This window comes from Rhizobium sp. NZLR8, assembly GCF_019685025.1.
Taxonomy (GTDB): domain Bacteria; phylum Pseudomonadota; class Alphaproteobacteria; order Rhizobiales; family Rhizobiaceae; genus Rhizobium.
This window is the reverse complement of the sequence record NZ_JABDVY010000017.1, coordinates 69,750-88,157: the sequence shown is the minus strand read 5'-3', so window position 1 is coordinate 88,157 and position 18,408 is coordinate 69,750. Positions and strand designations below refer to the sequence as shown.

Annotated in this window: 16 protein-coding genes; 8 read left to right on the top strand and 8 right to left on the bottom strand. The window is 58.9% G+C overall.

Features of this window, described 5'->3' with window-relative positions:
* Nucleotides 1–152 precede the first annotated feature (152 nt).
* The 6 genes from HJB89_RS28115 (at nucleotide 153) to HJB89_RS28090 (ending at nucleotide 5,453) form a co-directional block, all read left to right on the top strand.
* Nucleotides 153–734: a TetR/AcrR family transcriptional regulator gene (locus HJB89_RS28115; protein ID WP_207582723.1), complete on the top strand. Its 582-nt coding sequence runs from the start codon at nucleotides 153–155 to the stop codon at nucleotides 732–734.
* The gene (locus tag HJB89_RS28110; RefSeq protein ID WP_221117781.1) at nucleotides 731–1,093 is read left to right on the top strand and encodes a nuclear transport factor 2 family protein; all 363 of its coding nucleotides are present in this window, start codon (nucleotides 731–733) and stop codon (nucleotides 1,091–1,093) included. Before HJB89_RS28115 ends, HJB89_RS28110 begins: the two co-directional genes overlap by 4 nt.
* Nucleotides 1,086–1,466 (top strand): TfoX/Sxy family protein, encoded by a 381-nt coding sequence (locus HJB89_RS28105; RefSeq protein WP_207582721.1) that lies wholly within the window; start codon nucleotides 1,086–1,088, stop codon nucleotides 1,464–1,466. Before HJB89_RS28110 ends, HJB89_RS28105 begins: the two co-directional genes overlap by 8 nt.
* A 327-nt stretch (nucleotides 1,467–1,793) precedes the next feature.
* Entirely contained in the window at nucleotides 1,794–3,515 is a 1,722-nt protein-coding gene (locus HJB89_RS28100; RefSeq protein WP_221117782.1) for an aconitase X, read from the top strand.
* Nucleotides 3,516–3,662: 147 nt separating this feature from the next.
* Entirely contained in the window at nucleotides 3,663–4,364 is a 702-nt protein-coding gene (locus tag HJB89_RS28095) for a GntR family transcriptional regulator (RefSeq protein ID WP_207582720.1), read from the top strand.
* A 126-nt stretch (nucleotides 4,365–4,490) separates the two neighbouring features.
* Nucleotides 4,491–5,453: a dihydrodipicolinate synthase family protein gene (locus tag HJB89_RS28090; protein WP_207582719.1), complete on the top strand. Its 963-nt coding sequence runs from the start codon at nucleotides 4,491–4,493 to the stop codon at nucleotides 5,451–5,453.
* A 71-nt stretch (nucleotides 5,454–5,524) separates the two neighbouring features.
* On the opposite strand, the gene HJB89_RS28085 is transcribed toward HJB89_RS28090, so the two are convergent.
* Nucleotides 5,525–6,562 carry an Ldh family oxidoreductase gene (locus HJB89_RS28085; RefSeq protein ID WP_221117783.1) on the bottom strand — a complete coding sequence of 346 codons (1,038 nt, stop codon included), beginning with the start codon at nucleotides 6,560–6,562 and terminating at the stop codon, nucleotides 5,525–5,527.
* A gap of 513 nt (nucleotides 6,563–7,075) precedes the next feature.
* Here HJB89_RS28085 and HJB89_RS28080 point away from each other — a divergent pair.
* Entirely contained in the window at nucleotides 7,076–8,623 is a 1,548-nt protein-coding gene (locus HJB89_RS28080) for a bifunctional diguanylate cyclase/phosphodiesterase (protein WP_221117784.1), read from the top strand.
* Nucleotides 8,624–8,866: 243 nt separating this feature from the next.
* On the opposite strand, the gene HJB89_RS28075 is transcribed toward HJB89_RS28080, so the two are convergent.
* The 5 genes from HJB89_RS28075 to HJB89_RS28055 form a co-directional block, all read right to left on the bottom strand.
* Entirely contained in the window at nucleotides 8,867–10,231 is a 1,365-nt protein-coding gene (locus HJB89_RS28075) for a NosD domain-containing protein (RefSeq protein ID WP_221132448.1), read from the bottom strand.
* A gap of 212 nt (nucleotides 10,232–10,443) precedes the next feature.
* Nucleotides 10,444–11,586 (bottom strand): ABC transporter ATP-binding protein, encoded by a 1,143-nt coding sequence (locus HJB89_RS28070; RefSeq protein WP_207582717.1) that lies wholly within the window; start codon nucleotides 11,584–11,586, stop codon nucleotides 10,444–10,446.
* A gap of 10 nt (nucleotides 11,587–11,596) precedes the next feature.
* The gene (locus HJB89_RS28065; protein ID WP_207582716.1) at nucleotides 11,597–12,433 is read right to left on the bottom strand and encodes a carbohydrate ABC transporter permease; all 837 of its coding nucleotides are present in this window, start codon (nucleotides 12,431–12,433) and stop codon (nucleotides 11,597–11,599) included.
* Nucleotides 12,426–13,307, bottom strand: coding sequence for a carbohydrate ABC transporter permease (locus HJB89_RS28060; protein ID WP_207582715.1), 882 nt, complete (start codon nucleotides 13,305–13,307; stop codon nucleotides 12,426–12,428). The genes HJB89_RS28065 and HJB89_RS28060 overlap by 8 nt, the downstream gene beginning before the upstream one ends.
* Before the next feature lie 66 nt (nucleotides 13,308–13,373).
* On the bottom strand, nucleotides 13,374–14,621 hold the full coding sequence (locus HJB89_RS28055; RefSeq protein ID WP_221150826.1) for a sugar ABC transporter substrate-binding protein: 1,248 nt from the start codon (nucleotides 14,619–14,621) through the stop codon (nucleotides 13,374–13,376).
* 167 nt (nucleotides 14,622–14,788) lie between these two features.
* Here HJB89_RS28055 and HJB89_RS28050 point away from each other — a divergent pair, with 167 nt between their 5' ends.
* Nucleotides 14,789–15,808, top strand: a complete 1,020-nt coding sequence (locus tag HJB89_RS28050) for a LacI family DNA-binding transcriptional regulator (protein WP_207582713.1) — start codon at nucleotides 14,789–14,791, stop codon at nucleotides 15,806–15,808.
* A gap of 100 nt (nucleotides 15,809–15,908) precedes the next feature.
* Here HJB89_RS28050 and HJB89_RS28045 read toward each other — a convergent pair whose 3' ends face one another.
* Both HJB89_RS28045 and HJB89_RS28040 read right to left on the bottom strand, forming a co-directional pair.
* Entirely contained in the window at nucleotides 15,909–16,946 is a 1,038-nt protein-coding gene (locus tag HJB89_RS28045) for a proline racemase family protein (RefSeq protein WP_207582712.1), read from the bottom strand.
* 59 nt (nucleotides 16,947–17,005) lie between these two features.
* Nucleotides 17,006–18,256, bottom strand: coding sequence for an FAD-binding oxidoreductase (locus HJB89_RS28040; RefSeq protein ID WP_207582711.1), 1,251 nt, complete (start codon nucleotides 18,254–18,256; stop codon nucleotides 17,006–17,008).
* Nucleotides 18,257–18,408: the final 152 nt, after the last annotated feature.

The following is an 18,408-nucleotide window of genomic DNA, read 5'->3' as shown; positions in this document are numbered from 1 at the left end:
AATTTTTAATGACCATCGTCATCATAGATCATCAATGATATTCATCATCAAAGTTGTCAAGCGGAATTTTCTCGCGGATTGTCACGGGAGGCTCTTGCGCCTTCATTCTTGATCAGTCATTCTAGAACGGTTGATAAAGAATCGAGGTGATTGTGGGCAGAGCACGGGAATTCGACGAGGAGGCAGTGCTGAAGGGGGCGATGCAAATCTTTCGCAAGCACGGCTATCAAGGTGCGTCGATCCGCGACCTCGAGGAGGCGACGGGCCTCAAAGGCGGAAGCATCTATCACGCCTTCGGCGACAAGGCCGGCCTCTTCGACGCGGCCTTCGGCCATTACAACCGCACGGTCCTGGAGGGACGGATCGCGCGGTTTGCGCCGCCGGGGAGCGGGGTTAAAGGCTTGCGTGAACTGTTCCTCTCGCTCCTGCATGAGCCCGACGGCGGCTCCCTTGGCTGCCTGATCACGAACATGGCGGTGGAATTCGGAGGCGGCGTCAAATCGCATCCGCGTGTCGAGACAGCGCTCGGTCTCCTTCGAACCACATTCCGCTCGAGGCTGACCGAGCAGTCGACCTTGGCTCGAGACGCGGACGGAGCCAGGGCAGCCACGACGGCCATCCGTCTTCTTGCCTTCTATCAAGGTCTGCTCGTGCTCATTCGCGGCGGCGAAGACAAGGCCGGCCTGCGGCAGGCGATAGAAGACGAATTCAATCAACTGGAGACACTGTTATGACACCTGAGGCACTATGGAACCGATATGCGGCCATCTGGTCGCTGGATGCTGACGCTCGCGAGCCGGAAATGCTGGCTTGCCTCGCTGACGATGTGACCTATTGCGACCCCAATGGAGAGATCGCCGGGCGAGCCGGTCTCACGGCTTACATGGCCGGCTTTCAGGAGAGCGTACCGGGTGGCCGATTCAAAATATTGAGCGTCCTCCATCACAATGAACGTTCGCTGGCACGCTGGGCACTGAGCCACGAAGACGAGCGTGTTCTGCAGACGGGCACGAGCTTCGGGGTGATTTCTGATGGCCGGCTCGGCGCGATCACCGGCTTCTTCGATCCTCTCGCAGGACAGCACCATGGGTAGCGAGGCGACACGCAGGCTGGCGCTGGATTTTGCGAGCCAGATCGGTCCAGCCGGCTCCATCGATGTCCGGCGGTTCTTCGGCGGATCCGCCCTCGTCCGAAACGGCGCGCAGTTCGGATTCGTCATGAAGGGCACGTTGTATCTCCGCGTCGACGCCGCGATGCGCGCGGAGTTCGAGGCAGATGGCTCAGAACCGTTCCGCTACAGCGCTGCTGGCAGGGAGGTGACGGTTCGCCGCTACTACGCAGTCCCGGCACATGTGATCGACGATCCGGCGCTGCTGCGCACGTGCTCGGAGCGAGCATTGCACGCGACCCCGACGCCCGGCCGCAGACGTTCCGACACGATCCTGGCCGTTAGCCCGTTTGGCTGATGTCGATGCCCGCGGCATCGTGCTTCGGAGGTTCAAACCTCCCCGGCAGATGTGCCACGCCGAAGCCAAGCGGCTTGCGCCGCGCGACTGGTCACGCGTACCTCTTCACGATCCGTGCTCTTGAGCGCTTGACCTGACTGCCTGATCCTAACTCAGCGAAATTGGATTGCGATAAATCGGCAAATTTGCGCCTGGAGGTCCTTGGGAGGTCTGCATTTTTTGCATATTTTATACAATTCTCCAGCTGAAGCCTTGGCGTCGGCGGAGCGATCCACCGGCAACGGCAACACGACGGCAGTCGACCAAAAGAGCAGACGAGACAGTCAAATGACCATCGCATCAGCACCGCGGACCGTTTTGAAGGGCTCCGCAACAGGCCGCGTTGTCGCAACGGAGGAGGCATTGAGCTTCTGGGGCGGCGTAGACCCGGCAACCGGAAATGTCATCGACGTGCACCACCCGCTGCACGGCGTTTCCCTGACCGGCGCCATTTTGATGATGCCGACGAGCCGTGGCTCCTGCACGGGATCCGGCGTATTGCTCGACCTCATTCTGACCGGCCGCGGTCCCGCCGCTCTGGTCTTCAGCGAAGCAGAGGACGTCTTGACGCTCGGTGCACTGATAGCAGCCGAGATGTTCGATAGGCCGATGCCGGTCATCAGGCTCAGCCCGGAGAATTTCCGACTTCTTTCCCAGGCTCAGTCGGCGTCGATAGAGCGTGGTGTCATCACCTCTCAGAGCCTCAACACGGAACTGCCTGCTCCTGCCCTCGCCGACCTCGAACTGACCGAGGAAGACTGCAAGATGCTCAATGGCGGCGATGGTCCGGGCGCGATGCAGGCCATGCGGATCATTTGTGCGATGGCCGCCCAGCAGGGCGCCACGCGGCTCATCGATGTGAGCCAGGGCCATATCGACGGATGCATCTACGCAAGTCCGGCAAACCTTACTTTTGCCGAGACGATCGCCGATCTCGGTGCGAGGGTGCGTATTCCGACCACGATGAACGCGATCTCGGTCGATCGGGCGAACTGGGAAATGCAAGGGATACCGCCGTCCTTCGGCGCACCGGCCGCACGCCTTGCGGACGCTTACGTGCGAATGGGCTGTCGGCCAACCTTCACCTGTTCTCCCTATCTTCTGGACAGCGCTCCGCAAACCGGTGAAACGATTGCCTGGTCGGAGTCCAATGCCGTCATCTTCGCAAACACCGTGCTCGGTGCGCGCACGGCCAAACACCCTGACTTCCTGGATCTCTGTATTGCATTGACCGGGCGAGCCCCGGAATCCGGGGTTTATCTCGACATCAATCGGCACGCTCGGCTGGTTATCGACGTTGAAACCCCGGCATCCGTGAACGACGCGTTTTGGCCACTCATCGGATATCTGATCGGGAAGAAGGCGCCCGATTGCATTCCGCTTGTCAAAGGGCTTGGCCAGGCCCGTCCGTCTCGAGACGATTTGAAAGCTCTCTGCGCTGCATTCGGAACAACATCCGCATCGCCAATGCTGCACATCGCAGGGATAACGCCCGAGGCAGCCGGGCCAGTCCATCCGGACGCCGGTCAAGTCAGCATCACGGTCGAGGACATGCACGATGCGTGGCGCTTGCTGAATGACGGCCCGGCAGATGTCGAACTCGTCGCGATCGGGAGCCCGCATGCATCCATCGAAGAATGCCGCGCGTTGGCCGCCGCACTGACGACTGCGTTGATGGGAAGGCGCCGCCATCCGGGCGTCGCCGTGATTGTGACAGCCGGCCAGCAGGTGATCGACCAGGCTCAAGGCGACGGCACCCTTGCCGAGTTGCGTCAGGCGGGGGTTCAGGTTTTCCCGGACCTTTGCTGGTGCTCGATCTCCGAACCAGTGTTTCCCACCAAGACCAAAGCCGTGATCACGAACTCCGGAAAATATGCGCATTACGGCCCCGGCCTCTCGGGTCGCTTCGTACGGCTCGCCAGTCTGAGCGACTGCGTGGAAGCCGCGATTTCAGGACGCGTGACACCCCGAGCAGCCGGATGGACAGCCGAAGCCTCGCTGCCGGCATGATCGACCAATCTAAAAAGGGGATCGAGTGCGGGCCGGCGTCCGCAGCGAGAGTTGTTTTGCGGTTGTTGCAAAGGTCGGGAGCAGAACACGAACAGTTGCCCGCGTGAATGTTTCAAAGTACCCGTTGTCGACAACAAGGATTTTGAAATGGCCATGCAGACGCAAGCTCCCTCCGAACGCAAGCGTGGTTCCGGTGCGAAAACCGTATACGAACTTCTGCGCAATGACATTCTGGACCTGGTCTTGCCACCCGGCAGCCCGATCGACGAGGTGCAGCTCGCCGAACATTTCAAAATGTCGCGCACGCCAATCCGCGAGGCGCTGGTCCGCCTTGCGGGTGAAGGTCTGATCGATACGCTGCCCAATCGGTCGACGATGGTATCCAACATCGACTTTCTCAACCTGCATACTTTCTTCGACGCTTTGGTGCTGATGTACCGCGTCACCACGAAGCTCGCGGCGCAATATCATCGTCCTGCAGATTTGCTGGAGATCAAGGCTCGTCAATTAGAATTCGCAACCGCCGTCGCGAACCAAGACGCCCTGGCGATGATTGCGAGCAACGCCGCCCTTCATTCTTCGATTGCAGAAGCCGGGCGCAATCCATACTTCGTCGCCGTATTCAATCGTATCCTCGATGATGGACGACGCATTCTCCGGCTGTACTACCAGTCCTATGGCGATCGGCTGCCGCAGCAATTCGTCGACGAACACGAAGAGATCATTGCTGCAATCGCAGCGCGGGACGCGGACCTCGCCGACCGGCTGGCGCGCATGCACGCGGAACAAATTGTTGAACAGATTCAGAAGCTGTTTGCCAGGAAAGACCGGTTCGACATCAGTCTTTAAAAAACATCGACGCTCGCAATTTCTTGTCGACAAAAAAAATACAAAGATGTATATTCATCTGCATCGAGGCGCGACGCTCTGCATCCGCCACCAGTCTCCGTTTCGTCTCACCGAGGAGTTTTCACGATGAAAGCTAAGATTTTTTCGGGCGTCGTTCCCGCTCTCATGACACCCTGCAAGGATGACCGCAGCCCTGACTATGATGGGCTGGTCCGCAAGGGCAAAGAACTCATCGCAGAAGGAATGTCGGCGGTCGTCTATTGCGGCTCGATGGGCGATTGGCCCCTCCTGACCGATCAGCAGCGCATGGAAGGCGTCGAGCGCCTGGTCAATGCCGGTATTCCGGTTATCGTCGGCACAGGAGCGGTCAATACCGCTTCAGCCGTTGCCCATGCGGCGCACGCTCAGAAGGTAGGCGCACAGGGACTGATGGTTATCCCCCGCGTGCTCTCCCGCGGCACCGTCGTCACGGCCCAGAAAAACCATTTCAAGGCCATCCTTGCGGCTGCGCCGGATCTTCCTGCCGTCATCTACAACAGCCCTTACTATGGCTTCGCGACCCGCGCCGACCTGTTTTTTGCCCTGCGTGCAGACCATGCGAACCTCGTCGGCTTCAAGGAATTCGGCGGTGCAGCCGACATGCGCTATGCTGCGGAAAACATCACCAGCCGCGACGATGACGTGTCGCTGATGATCGGCGTCGATACCTGTGTCTTCCACGGGTTTGTGAACTGCGGTGCTGTCGGCGCGATCACCGGCATTGGTTGCGTCCTGCCCAAGGAAGTCATCCATATGTGCAATCTTTCGCAGGCTGCCGCAAAGGGCGACCCGGATGCCCGTCAGCGTGCGCTCGAGCTGGAATCGGCGCTCGGCGTGCTTTCGTCCTTCGATGAAGGTCCGGACCTTGTGCTTTATTTCAAGCATATGATGGTGCTGAAGGGTGACGCGGAATATGCCTTGCATTTCAACGAAACCGACGAACTTTCCGAAAGCCAGCGCGGCTATGTCGAGCAGCAGCTGAAGCTGTTCGATACCTGGTATGCCGGATGGAGCAAACTGCCGGGCGCGGTCGAAAAATACAAGCCCTGATCCCTTAGCCCTTCAACGAACAGGTCCTCCTTCCGGGAGACCTGCTCGTCCCATGCCACGTTGAAACCTCGTCAGGAAACGGCATCGAGGCCCTTGTCATGAAGGCGGCTGAGTTGTTCCAATTCAGCCGAGGTCAGGGTGATCCCTTCCCTTTCAGACTTTGCGCGCGCAACGAAACGGCGTTCGGAGGGAAGCCGTGCACCACCCCCGATTATTGCCTCGAACAGCGCTTCTGCTCGCGCAAACGGGTCACCCGGACGACCCGCCGAAAACGCTTTCGGCGACATGGCGATGATCAGCTCGCCATGCATTGGTGACAGTGTCGTCGTCCCGAGATAATCGAGCACTTCCGGACTTGTCAGATCACCGATCATGACCCCGGCAAGCAGTTCGATCATCGTTCCTATAGCCGAGCCCTTATGGCCGCCAAAAGGCAACATCGCGCCGGCGAGAGCTTCATCGGGATCGGTGGTCGGGGCGCCGTGCGCATCGATTGCCCAGCCTTCGGGAAGCTGCTTGCCGGCGCGGCGATGAAGTTCAATTTCACCTCGAGCCACCAAGGATGTCGCGAAGTCGAAAACGTAGGGCGGCTTGTCCACTCGCGGCCAGCCGAAGGCGAATGGGTTGGTCCCCAGCAGTGGCTTGCTGCCGCCCGCCGGAGCAACCGCGGCATAGCTGGGGCACATGACGATCGCCGCGAGGCCTTGTCCGGTCAGGGCTTCCACTTCCGACCAGAGCGCAGAAAAGTGGACGACATCGTTGACAACCAACGCCGCAATTCCCGACGCGTGCGCCGCCTGAGCAACCAGCGGCAAGCCAAGCTCGAACGCGGGATTAGCAAACCCGCCATTCCCCTGAACCGTCACGATACCGGAACTTGCCTGCGGGGCGATCGTGGGGATGGCATCGGGCTTGGCTTTTCCCGCCTTCACCGTGCGCAAGGCGCCCTCGATGCGGTAGATGCCGTGAGATTTGCAGCCGTCGCGCTCGCCAGCCACAATGACATTCGTCAATGCAACTGCCTGCACCGCATTCAACCCGGCCCGCCGAAAGATTGCTTCAACCAACTCGTGCAGCTGGCTGATCGACATGGTGGCTGTCTCAGTCATTTTTCCTCCATCTAGCCTGGCCAAACAGGCAGGCAGGCATCGCCATGTTGCATACATATTGTATCCAATCCATCAGCAAGTTCAGTTTGTGACGGTCGAAAGCACTGAGCTTCACTCGGCAGGAAACATTTCGTCGCTGGGAGATACATACTCCGTCGACGCGGAGGATCCGTGGCAGAACGGCTACATGGTCTCGGACACGTGGGGTGTTACCCCCACCCTTCAGTAGCCTGCGCCACGCTATAGATCGGTGCCACCCCATCCAGTTTGCGGGAAAGCTGTCCGTTCTGCGCAGCGAAATGCCAGCGCCGCCGTCCAGGCAACCCACCATTAACGTTCGAAGTTCAGATAGTCTTTCGGGCTGGTCGGTGCTGTGCGCTTGATCAACGACGGCAAAAGCCGGCCCGCTTAATTCCGCCCGAATGAATTGTGGCGGTGTTGGAAATATCTAGGGGACGATGCGGTCCTGCGAACTGGCCATGATGGTTCTTCACCCAACAGGAGCCCGTTCCCATGCCTCGCATCCAGCCAACCAGACCCCAGATGGAGATATTGGTCTGGATCTCGATCTTCCTGCTGCTTTTCTGCCTATCCTGGCAGTTCCATTGGCATGAGGGGCTGGATGGGTTCATCGAGCAGCATCACGGCTACCCGCTCGACCACGCGCTCCTCGCCCTCAACATCTCCGGGTTTCTGGGGCTAATCTATTCCGCGCTGCGGATCCGGGATCTTTCGCGAGAGGTTAATCGCAGGCTGCAGGCCGAAAAGAACGTGGACTGGATTGCCTGTCACGACACGCTGACCGAGCTGCCCAACCGCAGATTTCTGGATTCCTTGTGCGCGCGGGCGATGATCGATCAAAGGGCACAGGAAACCTATGCCGTGTTCAGCATCGATCTCGACGGCTTCAAGAAGGTCAATGACCTGCTGGGGCACGATCACGGTGATGCGGTGCTGAAAATTGTTGCTCAGCGGCTCTCCGCCCTCTTTCCCCGTGAGCGCGTTTTCCGCATTGGTGCAGACGAGTTCGTCGTTCTGGCGCGGCGCATGGGAAATCCCGATCTTGCCGCTTTGGGCAGCCGCATCGTCCGCGTGATCGGCAAGCCTTTCACATTCAATGGTGTCGCCGTCGATCTCGGCGCCAGCGTCGGCTTCGCACTTTATCCGGAGAACGGCGATGACCTCGGTCAAGTCATTCGACATTCCGACTGTGCGATGTCTGTGGCGAAAAAGCAGGGCCGCGATCTGGTGAAGCCCTTCGTGCCTTCGATGCAGGACGAGTTGGCGAAACGGATTCGAATGGAAGGGGATCTGCGAGCGGCGATCCGGAAGGCTGAGATCGTTCCCTATTATCAACCGCTCGTGGACCTGAAGGCGAACAAGATTATCGGCTTCGAGGCGCTGGCCCGCTGGAAAACGGCTTCCGGCGAATTCATCCCCCCCAGCGTATTCATTCCAGTGGCAGAGCAAGCCGGCCTGATCGTCGAATTGACGGATCAGCTGCTTCGGCGCGCCTGCACCGATGCGCTTTCCTGGCCAAGCGAACTCGTCCTGTCGTTCAACCTTTCACCGATCCAACTGAGCGACAGGTTGCTGGGCCTGCGAATTCTCAAGATATTGGGCGATGTCGGTCTTCCCCCGCACAGGGTCGAGCTTGAGGTAACGGAGAGCGCCATCATCCAGGACGCCGTCACGGCACGGATCGTCCTCGACGATCTGGTGAATGCGGGGGTCAGGATTGCTCTCGACGACTTTGGAACAGGCTATTCCAGCCTCTCCCAACTGTCGAACTACCGGTTCGACAAGATCAAGATCGACAGGAGTTTCGTCGCCTCGTTCGAGACCAATGACAAGCAGGACAAGGTGATCAAGGCCATTATCGCTCTCGGTGCCGGACTTGGCGTGACGATCACGGCCGAAGGCATCGAAGAGGAGAGCCAGCGTCGACGGCTTCAGGAACTGGGTTGCGACATCGGCCAGGGATATCTGCTTGGCCGACCAGTGCCGATCGAGGAGATCACCGCAGGTCACGTCAACACCAGGATTTTGCAACGCGGTTGATGGGGGCTGCGGTCCTGATGCGAGCGTTTCGGGGAAGCATGTTGCACCCACACTCGCGGCTTACGTAGAGCAGGTTGTGACGCCTTCGAATTGAATGACGTCGCTACGGCTGGTCATACCCGATCCCGACATTGATCCACTTGAAAAAAGCCGGCGCGAACTCCTATTGGTCCGACAGCCCATGTTCCGGCCAGCGCCGCACAAGCCGATCTTGAACCGGTGGCCGAGTCTTGGCGGCGGGTTTTATCGCAGACTATTCCCAGGAGCTGGAGTGGCCCTGAATGCGTTCATTGTTCTGTCCATCTCAACCTGTTCGTCACGGCCTGAATCCAGGACTGTATTGCGTACCGACCCCTCTTGCACCAGTATTGCCGTTACTTCGAGCGCCTTTAGATTGTCAGTCGACAGCAATGCGCCCACTTGTGTTGAAAAGCAGGCACTGTCTGGTGCGTCAGTGATTTGCGATATTTCGGTGGTGGCCACAATGTGATTATTGGCTATGTAATTGCCACTACCGGAAACCAGCTTGATAATCACAGGCTTTACGGCGACAGGCTTGATATATTGAATATCTATTGTTTCCGAGATGTGGTTCGCGATTACCGAGTTGTTGCTGCCGTCAATATGCAAAAGTCCAAACAGATCATCCAAACCGTTGTCGTACTTCTGCATGGGCGCCCATGGCTCGCGATCTCGCAAAAAGTGATTTGAGGAAACCAAATTCTCGCAACAGTTATGAGCAAAAACCAACATTCCGGGATAGAAGGAATGGAATCTGTTTCCTGTGACCGAGGAACGGACGACGCCGGAAAAATAGACACTGCTCGCTCCTCGAGGGAATACATTGTTTGATGATACTAGAATGCCACCATAATTTTCAGCGTAAATGGAATGTCCCCTGTAGCCGGCTCCTACAAAATTATTTGCTATTCTTGTGGCCTGGCCCATGCCTTTCAATTCGATACAGTTGCCGCACTCTGCAATGAAATTGTTATCTACCGCGAGCGCATCTGCATCATGAACAGTCACTCCATGCTCCAGATAGATAAGACCCATCCCCGTTATTCGGATTGAGTCATTGGCGCTGCCGACATAAATTCCTGTTTTGCCATTCCTGTATGTATTTTCTGAATCATTTTGCCCCGAACCATCGTCAATGAAGTGCAGGCCATCGATGCAGAAGTCGGCAAACTCCACAGAGCTTATGCGCGGATTTCCGATGCGCTTAACATAAAACGCGGCTCCGGCAGCCTCACCGTGGGCGGCATCCGGAGATGTGTCCACGAGTATGCGACTTCCGCCTGGCCACACTTCATGCCAGTGCGTCAGCTCGTTTGCGGGTACATTGAAACGGATGCTCGACGACGTGAAACCATGTCCAGAGCCCACAATCTTCAGATAGCTCAGGTCGATAACGACTTGCGTAACAAGACGATAATCGCCTGGTGGTATATAGATAACTGCTCCAGGTTTTCCGCCATCATTGAGATCGGAAACCGGTTGCCTGCTCTTGATATCCGCAATGATGCCATTGATGACCGCCCCAATATCCTCATAGGGATTGCCTGCGGGATGCTTCGTTACATCGAAGCAGTTTTCGCTAACCATTGTTAACGTCTTCTCGGACATTTCTTGCTCCACAGCGAGAGTAGACTGATGCTCTTGATTGGCTTGTTGCTCGCCAGGCGTCTGGGCAAACGCGTCCAACCAGTTCTCGTTTTGCGTTTGCAGTAAGATCCTGGCTGGAGATCCGAAAGAGTTGCAGACAATCGGTGCCGATAGATGGACTAGTCACTCTTGTGTTTCTCCAGGCAATATCATCACCAGATGCTGGTGCGGGTATCCGGTTTAAAGAAGTGAAGTTCTTCGGCATCGACAGCGATGCGCGCGATGTTACCTGCGCGTACTGTGCTCTTCGGAGAAAAACGGGCTACAGCAGCTTTTTCGTTGCCGATGTCGGCGACGGCGTCCGGGTCGCCGGCATCCACCCAAGGTGCGTCGATATGCAGATGCACCATGGATTCAGAACCCAGCGCCTCGACTAAAGTGACCGGGGCCGAGATCTCGGCCGAAGAAGGCCGGATCGCGGCGTCGTTCATGTGCTCGGGCCGGATACCGACAATGACCTGACGGTTGGACGCACCGTCGAGAGAGGGGCGGCATTCGAAAACCCGGTCAGGGATCTCGAAACTGTTGTTGCCCAGGGTCAGCGTCCTTCCATTCAGAACGGCCTCGTACAAGTTCATTGACGGCGACCCGATAAAGGCGGCGACAAAGACGTTTGCAGGGCGATTGTACAGGTTTTGCGGTGTGTCGACTTGCTGCAGCACGCCGCCTTTCATCACCGCCACCCGGTCACCCATCGTCATTGCCTCGACCTGGTCATGGGTCACATAGACCGTGGTGACATTCAGTTTTCTTTGCAGGCTGGCGATCTCGGCCCGCATCTGCACACGCAGTTTGGCATCAAGGTTGGAGAGCGGTTCATCCAGCAGGAAGGCCGCCGGTTTGCGAACGATCGCCCGTCCCATGGCGACGCGCTGGCGCTGACCTCCGGAGAGCAGCCCCGGTTTGCGGTCGAGCAATGCCGTCAATTCGAGAATGCGCGCCGCTTCGGTCACGCGACTATCGATCTCGGCCCTCGGCAGGCCAGCCATCAGCAAGGGAAAGGCGATGTTCTCGCGCACCGTCTTATGGGGGTAGAGCGCGTAGGACTGAAAGACCATGGCAATGTCGCGGTCCTTGGGATCGACATCATTGACGACCCGGTCATCGATCCTGAGTTCGCCGCTGGAGATGCTCTCCAGGCCGGCGATCATCCTCAGCGCTGTCGACTTCCCGCAACCCGAGGGACCGACGAACACCATGAACTCGCCATCCCTGACGTCGAAGTTCAGATCGTGAAGGGCGTGAAAACTGTTTGCGTAGATCTTGTTGATGTTGCGCAGTTCGATACCGGCCATACCTGCCTCCTCATCCCTTTACAGCGCCGAATGTCAGGCCGCCGACGATCTGTTTTTGAAGTGCGAGCGTCACGATGATGACGGGAAGCGAATAGAGCACCGCCGCCGCGGTCATCGCGCCCCAGGCAAGCCCGTAGACGGAATTGTATTCGGCAATGACGATCGGCGCCGTCTTGCTCGTCTCCGACGTCAGCAGCAGTGCGTAGAGGAACTCGTTCCAACTGGTGATGAACGTGAAGAGTGCGGTGACTGCGATGCCGCCCGTCATGACGGGAAGGATGATTTTCCGAAAGGCTTGAAATCGCGTGCAGCCATCCATGCGGGCAGCCTCTTCGAGTTCCTTAGGCACACCTTCGAAGAAAGCGGCCATGAGCAGCAGCGCCAGCGGCACAGCGGCCGAAGTGTGGGCGAGAACAAGCCCTGGAATAGTGTCAAGCAGACCCATGGACTTCAAAAGCTGGAACAGCGGCACACCCAGCGACACCGACGGCACCATGCGCGTGATCAGGGCAAAAAGCAGAAAAAGCGTGGTGATCCGGCGTCGGTACTGCGTGGCAACGTAAGCGGCAGGCACGGCAACCAAAAGGGAGAGCGCGGTGGTGAGCACCGCAACCGAAAGGGAATTGACGAAAGCTCTCGGCAGGGTCGACGACTGCAGCACCGCCCGAAAGTTCTCGAACGACATGACCGCAGGAAAGAAGCTCGGCGGGATCTGCTGAACATCGGCCGCCGGTTTGATGGAGGTCATCAACAGATAGATGTAGGGCAGAGCGTAGGACAGCACGAGCACGAGAGCTGCGGCGTTAATCAGGACTCCGCTGGCATTGAGGCGAGGCGCTCTATGCATGGGCCGGCCTCCATATCTTCCAATAGGCTGCGGCGGCCAGAAGCATCATGACCATCAGGAAAAGAGCGCCCGACGCCGACGCTTCGCCGAGGTCACCGAACCGAACCATGCGCTGGTAGATGTTCATCGAAAACACCTCCGAGGCATGGTTGGGACCGCCCTGCGTTTGTATCCAGATGAGGTCGAAGGTCTTGGCTGCATCCACCCCGCGCACGATGACGACGACGGCAATCACCGGGCGCATCAGCGGCAGCGTGACATGCCAGAACCGTTTGAACGCATTGGCACCGTCGATCCGCGCGGCCTCGAGCAGGTCTTTGGGAATGTTCGTCAATCCGGCGTAGGATACGAGCGCGACAAAGGAGGTCGTCAACCAGATATCGGCGAAGGAAACGGAATAGATGACGATATCTTCGTCGGAAAGCCACGCGATCGCATCGGGATCGCTGATGATGCCCAGATGGACGAGTCCGTAGTTCAGAATGCCGATGTTCCCGACCAGCAGAAAGCGCCACAGCAGGCCGGCGACGATCGGAGGCACCATCAGCGGCAGAGTAAAGATCGTGCGGTGCCAACGTGACTGGCCGGGCAGAGCCGAGAACAGCAGAGCGGCGCAGAAGCCGAAGGTAAACTCGAAGAACAATGCGAAGATTGAATATTGGACGGTTCTAAAGGCGCTTTCGGCGACGCGCTTCGAGGTTAGCGCATCGACATAATTCTTGAGACCCACCCACTCTCGTATGTGGGGTGCGATGGTATCGACCTTGAAAAAGGAATCGAACACCAGGAGCCCTACCGGGTATGCGACCAGCAAGCCGAGGATGGCCAGCGCCGGCGCAAGCATGTAGAGCACAAATCGGTCTTCACCCGACATGGCCGTCTCCGAAAGCTGATGATAGGCGCAGGACCTTCGGTCCCCCGCTGAGGTTAAGGATACGGGTTAGTGGAGGATATCCTCGATCGTTTCCTTGGCGTCCGTCAGGACCTTGCCGACATCCGCTTTGCAGGTCAGGGCCTGCTGCACCGCGGGAAGCACCGCTTCGTCGACGATTTCCTGATATTTTTCGTTCATCGGCCGGCCTTGCGTCGCAGGAGCCCCAAGCGTTTCGAGGAGCGGTGTGAAATGCTCATAGCCGGGCTTGTCGACATAGCTTCGGTAGGCGGAGTTCGTCGCGGCGAGGCCAAGCGGAGCCTCGATGCCGAGGGCATTGTTGGCGATCGCGAAGGCTATGAACTTCTTGGCTGCATCCTTGTGCTGGGAGGTCGACGGAACGACATTGTACCAGGGACCGGGAATGGCCGCGATTCCGGCCTCACCTGCAAGCATCGGCGCCACGCCGACCTTGGAATCCTCAGGTGTCATCTTGTAGGCGTGCGCCCAGAATTTCATCATCGCCGTCTTGCCTTGATAGAACAGGTTTTGAGCTTCGCCCCAACCGATTTCGTTGACGTTTTCAGGAACGGAATGATCGGTGCAGTGCGGCGCGATGTAGAATTCGAGCGCCTTCTTGTGCGCTTCATTGTCAATGATGACCTTGCCATCCTTGTCGAGGATCACCCCGGGCGAGCCCGCCTGAAGCACATGCGCCATCCACTCCTCAGAAAAGGTGCCGATGGTATCGGTGCCCCAGAAATCGGTCTTGCCGTCGCCATCCGTGTCCCGGGTGAAGAATTTTGCGATGTCGCGCCATTGCTGCCAGCTCTTCGGCGGCGCCAGGGGATAACCGTATTTTGCCTGAAACGCCTTCTGTTCCTCCGGCTTGTCGAAGAGATCTTTGCGATAGAAAACGATCTCGGCATTCGCCCAGGCCGGCATTCCGATCATCTTGCCGCCAACTTTGGCGTCCGCAAGCAAAGCGGGAGGCAGGTCTTTGCGCACTGCCTCGGTAAAGAGAGGCGAGAGATCCTCGACATGACCAGCGAATTTCGCATTCCATACGACGTCTATCGCAACGACATCGAAGGCCGACGAACCGGAAGCAATCTCGGCCGAAAACTTGTCGAACACACCCTGATAGGGGACGACGGAGAACTTCACCTCAATGCCGGTCTCGGCAGTGAACTTCTCGGCCACGGCCTTTTGCAGCATCTCCCCGCCGCCTTCGACCAGGACATTGATCGTTTCGGCCTGCATTGGGGCCGCCATGAAGATGAGCGCAAGCGCGCTGGCAGAAAGCAAATACTTCATCAGATCCTCCTGTCTTTGATCCGAGGCTCTCGCTCCAACCTCCGATGACAGGCAACATAATCTTCCAATGACAACGTTGTCAATTCAAATTGACGACGTTGTCATAAAATTGTCGACGTTGTCATTCCGTTCGTGTACAAGGTAATTAAGCAGGAAAAGGATTGGACATGGTCAGTATCGTCAGCGTCGCCAAAGCGGCCGGGGTATCGAACAAGACCGTGTCCCGGGTCATCAACGGCGAACCGCACGTGACGGAGGACACCCGAGAAAGAGTGGAAAAAGCCATTCGAGACTTGGGATACGTCCCCAACATGGCCGCGCGCCAGATACGCTCCAGCCGGTCCAACACGTTCGGGATCATCACGGACTATGTCTCGACCACGCCCTATTCGGTCGACATCGTACGCGGGATCCAGGACTGGGCCAACACGCACGGCAAAACCATCCTGATGGCGAACACCGGCGGCTCGTCCGAACGCGAGGCGGAAATCTGGAAAATGTTCCAGTCCCATCGCATCGATGGGGTCCTCTATGTGACGATGTACCATCGAATCGTGGATCCCGTGGCCGGCGATGTCAGCGTCCCGACGGTGATGATCAACTGCCGACCGCAAACCAGTGAACTTTTTCCGTCCATTGAGCCTGACGACTTCCAGGGCGCCCGAGACCTCACCCGCTATCTGCTTGAACGGGGCCATCGCAGGATCGGCTATATCAGACTTAACCCAGTTCTTCTGGGAGCAGAGCTGCGCTTGGACGCCTTTCGTCAGGCCACCAAAGAGTTTGAAGTGGCAGACGGTGACCTCACCATTCGTCTTGGAATGGAGGGACCGGTCGGGGCCGAGGAGAACTATGTCTTCGCAGCGGCGACCGAAATGCTGCAGCAAAAGGACCGGCCAACCGCGATCATGAGTGGCAACGATGAAATGGCGATCCAAATCTACATCGCGGCCATGGCGCTTGGACTCAGAATCCCGCAGGACGTCAGTATTGTCGGCTTTGACGATTTCAGGACCGTATCTTTGGCCTTGAAGCCGGAACTGACCACCGCGGCGTTGCCATATTACGATCTCGGTTTTCAGGGGGCGGAGTGGCTGAACACAGTGGTGGCAGGCGACAATGTGCGCGCCAGCAGTCGTGTCGTCTCCTGCAAGCTGGTGGAGCGCAATTCTGTGCGCAGTTTGTGAAACGACGCACCCGCCCGGCCGGCGGCGGACTCTGGTAGAGCGCATTAGAACAGGATGCCACTCGAAGACCGCTTCACACGATCGGCACCCTGCCCGAGCGTCAAATCTCCCCGGCCGACGGCCCCCAGACGTCCGTGAGCGCGAAGCCTGCGGGATGCGGGTCGAAGGGGTCGAGCGCCACCTGCGTCAGGCCGAAGGTGAAGCCGCGGCCGGTAATGGTCGGGATCACCGCCGGGCGGCCGGCCACCTCGGTTACCGCCTGCAGCCCGACCTCGAATTCCGAGCCGATGATCGATTTCGAGGTGAAGACGTCGCCGATCTTGGCCTTGCCGCGGGCATACAGGGTGGCGAGATTGGCGGAATTTCCGGTGCCGCAGGGCGAGCGGTCGGCCCGGCCCGGCCACATGGTCGTGCAGGTGCGCACCGTGCCGTCGGCCTCGGTATCGCGGAACATCACATAGGCGACGCCCGAGATCGCCGGGATCTCGGGATGGACGACCTTGATGTCGCGGTTGATCAATTCTTTCAGGATCATGCCGGCCTGGACGAGCCCGGCGGCATTGGCTTTCTCGATCTTCAGACCGATCTGGTCGACATCGACGAGGGCATAGAAGATGCCGCCATAGCAGAGGTCGGCCTTGATCCTTCCCCAATGCGGCGTGTCGATTGCGACATCGAGTTCATGCACGAAGGACGGCACCATGGTCAGCCGGACCTTCTCGCAGCGCCCGTCGCGGCAGGTTGCCGTCGCCTTGACCAGGCCGGCTGCGGTTTCGAGCGTGACTGTCGTCTCCGGCTCCTGCATCTCGACGATGCCGGATTCGAGCAGGGCTGTCGTCACGCAGATCGAGTTCGAGCCTGAGCTCGCATGCGCCTGGTCGGGCTGCAGGATGATGAAGGCGGCATCCGCCTCGGGATGCCGTGCCGGTAGCAGCAGGTTGACCGAGCCGATCGGGGCGCCGCGCGGCTCCAGGCAGAGGAAGCGGCGGAGCTCGTCGCCCTTCGGATCGGTGTTCAGCCACTGCAGCTGGGCGGCGATGGTCTCGCCCGGGATCTTCGGCACGCCGCCGATTGCGACGCGGCCGATCTCGCCTTCGGCATGAACGTCCAGCAGCTGGATCGTGCGCTTCCATCTCATCTCAGAAAACTCCAGTTCGGACGCGACGGGTGACGCCGCCGTCGACATTAAATCCGGTTCTAATATCGGTCTATGCGGAACGGGCTCATGTCGACCGGCGGTTCGGTGCCGGTCATCATATCGCCGATCAGCCGGGCTGTCGTTGCCGCATAGGTCAGGCCGAGATGGCCGTGGCCGGTCGCATAGAAAACCCCCGGTATCTTCGACGACGGCGAAATGATCGGGATCGTATCGGGCAGTGCCGGGCGATGACCCATCCACTCCGTCGCCTCCGCGAGTTTCAAACCGGGCAGCGCCCGTTGGGCATGGCGCACCAGCACCCGCGGACGGCGGAAATCGGGGGCGGCGTCGAGACCGGCGAGCTCGACATTGCCGCCGACACGGATGCCGCCGGCCGTCGGCGTCACCATGAAGGCGCGATGCGGCCAGATCACCGAATAGCGCATGGTGATGCCGGGCTTCATGATCTGGGTGTGATAACCGCGCTCGGTTTCGAGCGGGATCGGCTCGCCGAGCTTTTCGGCGAGGAAGCGGGTGTGGACGCCGGCGGCGAGCACTACCGAACCAGCCTCGATGCGGCTGTCATCGTCGAGGAGAACGACGGCGGTGCCATCGCCCCTGCGCTCGATATTCCTGACCGCGCCGGAGACGAAATTCGCGCCGGCAGCTCTTGCCGCGTCGAAGAGTTTCACCACCAGCTTGTAGGGATCGCGGATCGACTTGTTGTCGGGCAGCAGCACGGCTTTGGCGATCGAAGGCGAAAGCGCCGGCTCGTAATATTGGATGGCGCCGTTGCTCAACACCTCGAATTCGAGGCCGTAGCGCTGCATCATGGCGAGATGGCCGCGATCGGCGGCAAATTCCGCCTCTGTCTCGTAGATCGCCAGGCAGCCCTCCTGGGTCATCATGTCAGACGCATCGATCGCCTCGAGCATCTGCCTGAAATCGGCGAGCGCGCGGAGCGACAGGCTCATACCGGCATCCTCGATCTGTCGCAGACGCGACGGCCGGCCGGCGGCGAGGAAACGCAGGAACCAGGGCAGCATCTTTGCCGCATAGGAGGGCCTCAGCCAGACCGGGCCTTCCGGATCGAGCAGCCAGCCGGGCATCTTCTTCCAGGTCGAGGGGCCGGAACCGGCGGAAAAATCGAGCGCGATGCTCGCCATATTGCCGAAAGACGTGCCGCGTCCCGGCTCAGCCTTGTCGATCAGCGTCACCTCAAGGCCGCGCCGCTGCAGCTCGAAGGCGATCGAGGCGCCGATCACGCCTGCGCCGACGACAACAACCTTTTTCTTCGTCTCATCCGCCATGCGATCAACCCACCCAGACGGCAGACAGGATTGCCGTCCATCGGTCTGATATATCAGATCGGCGGCGATGCCTAGAGAATTTCCGTTTTCTCCGAATCACGGAAAATCTCTAGCTCTTTGTTTTCTCGCAATTCCGAAACGCAAAACCGCCA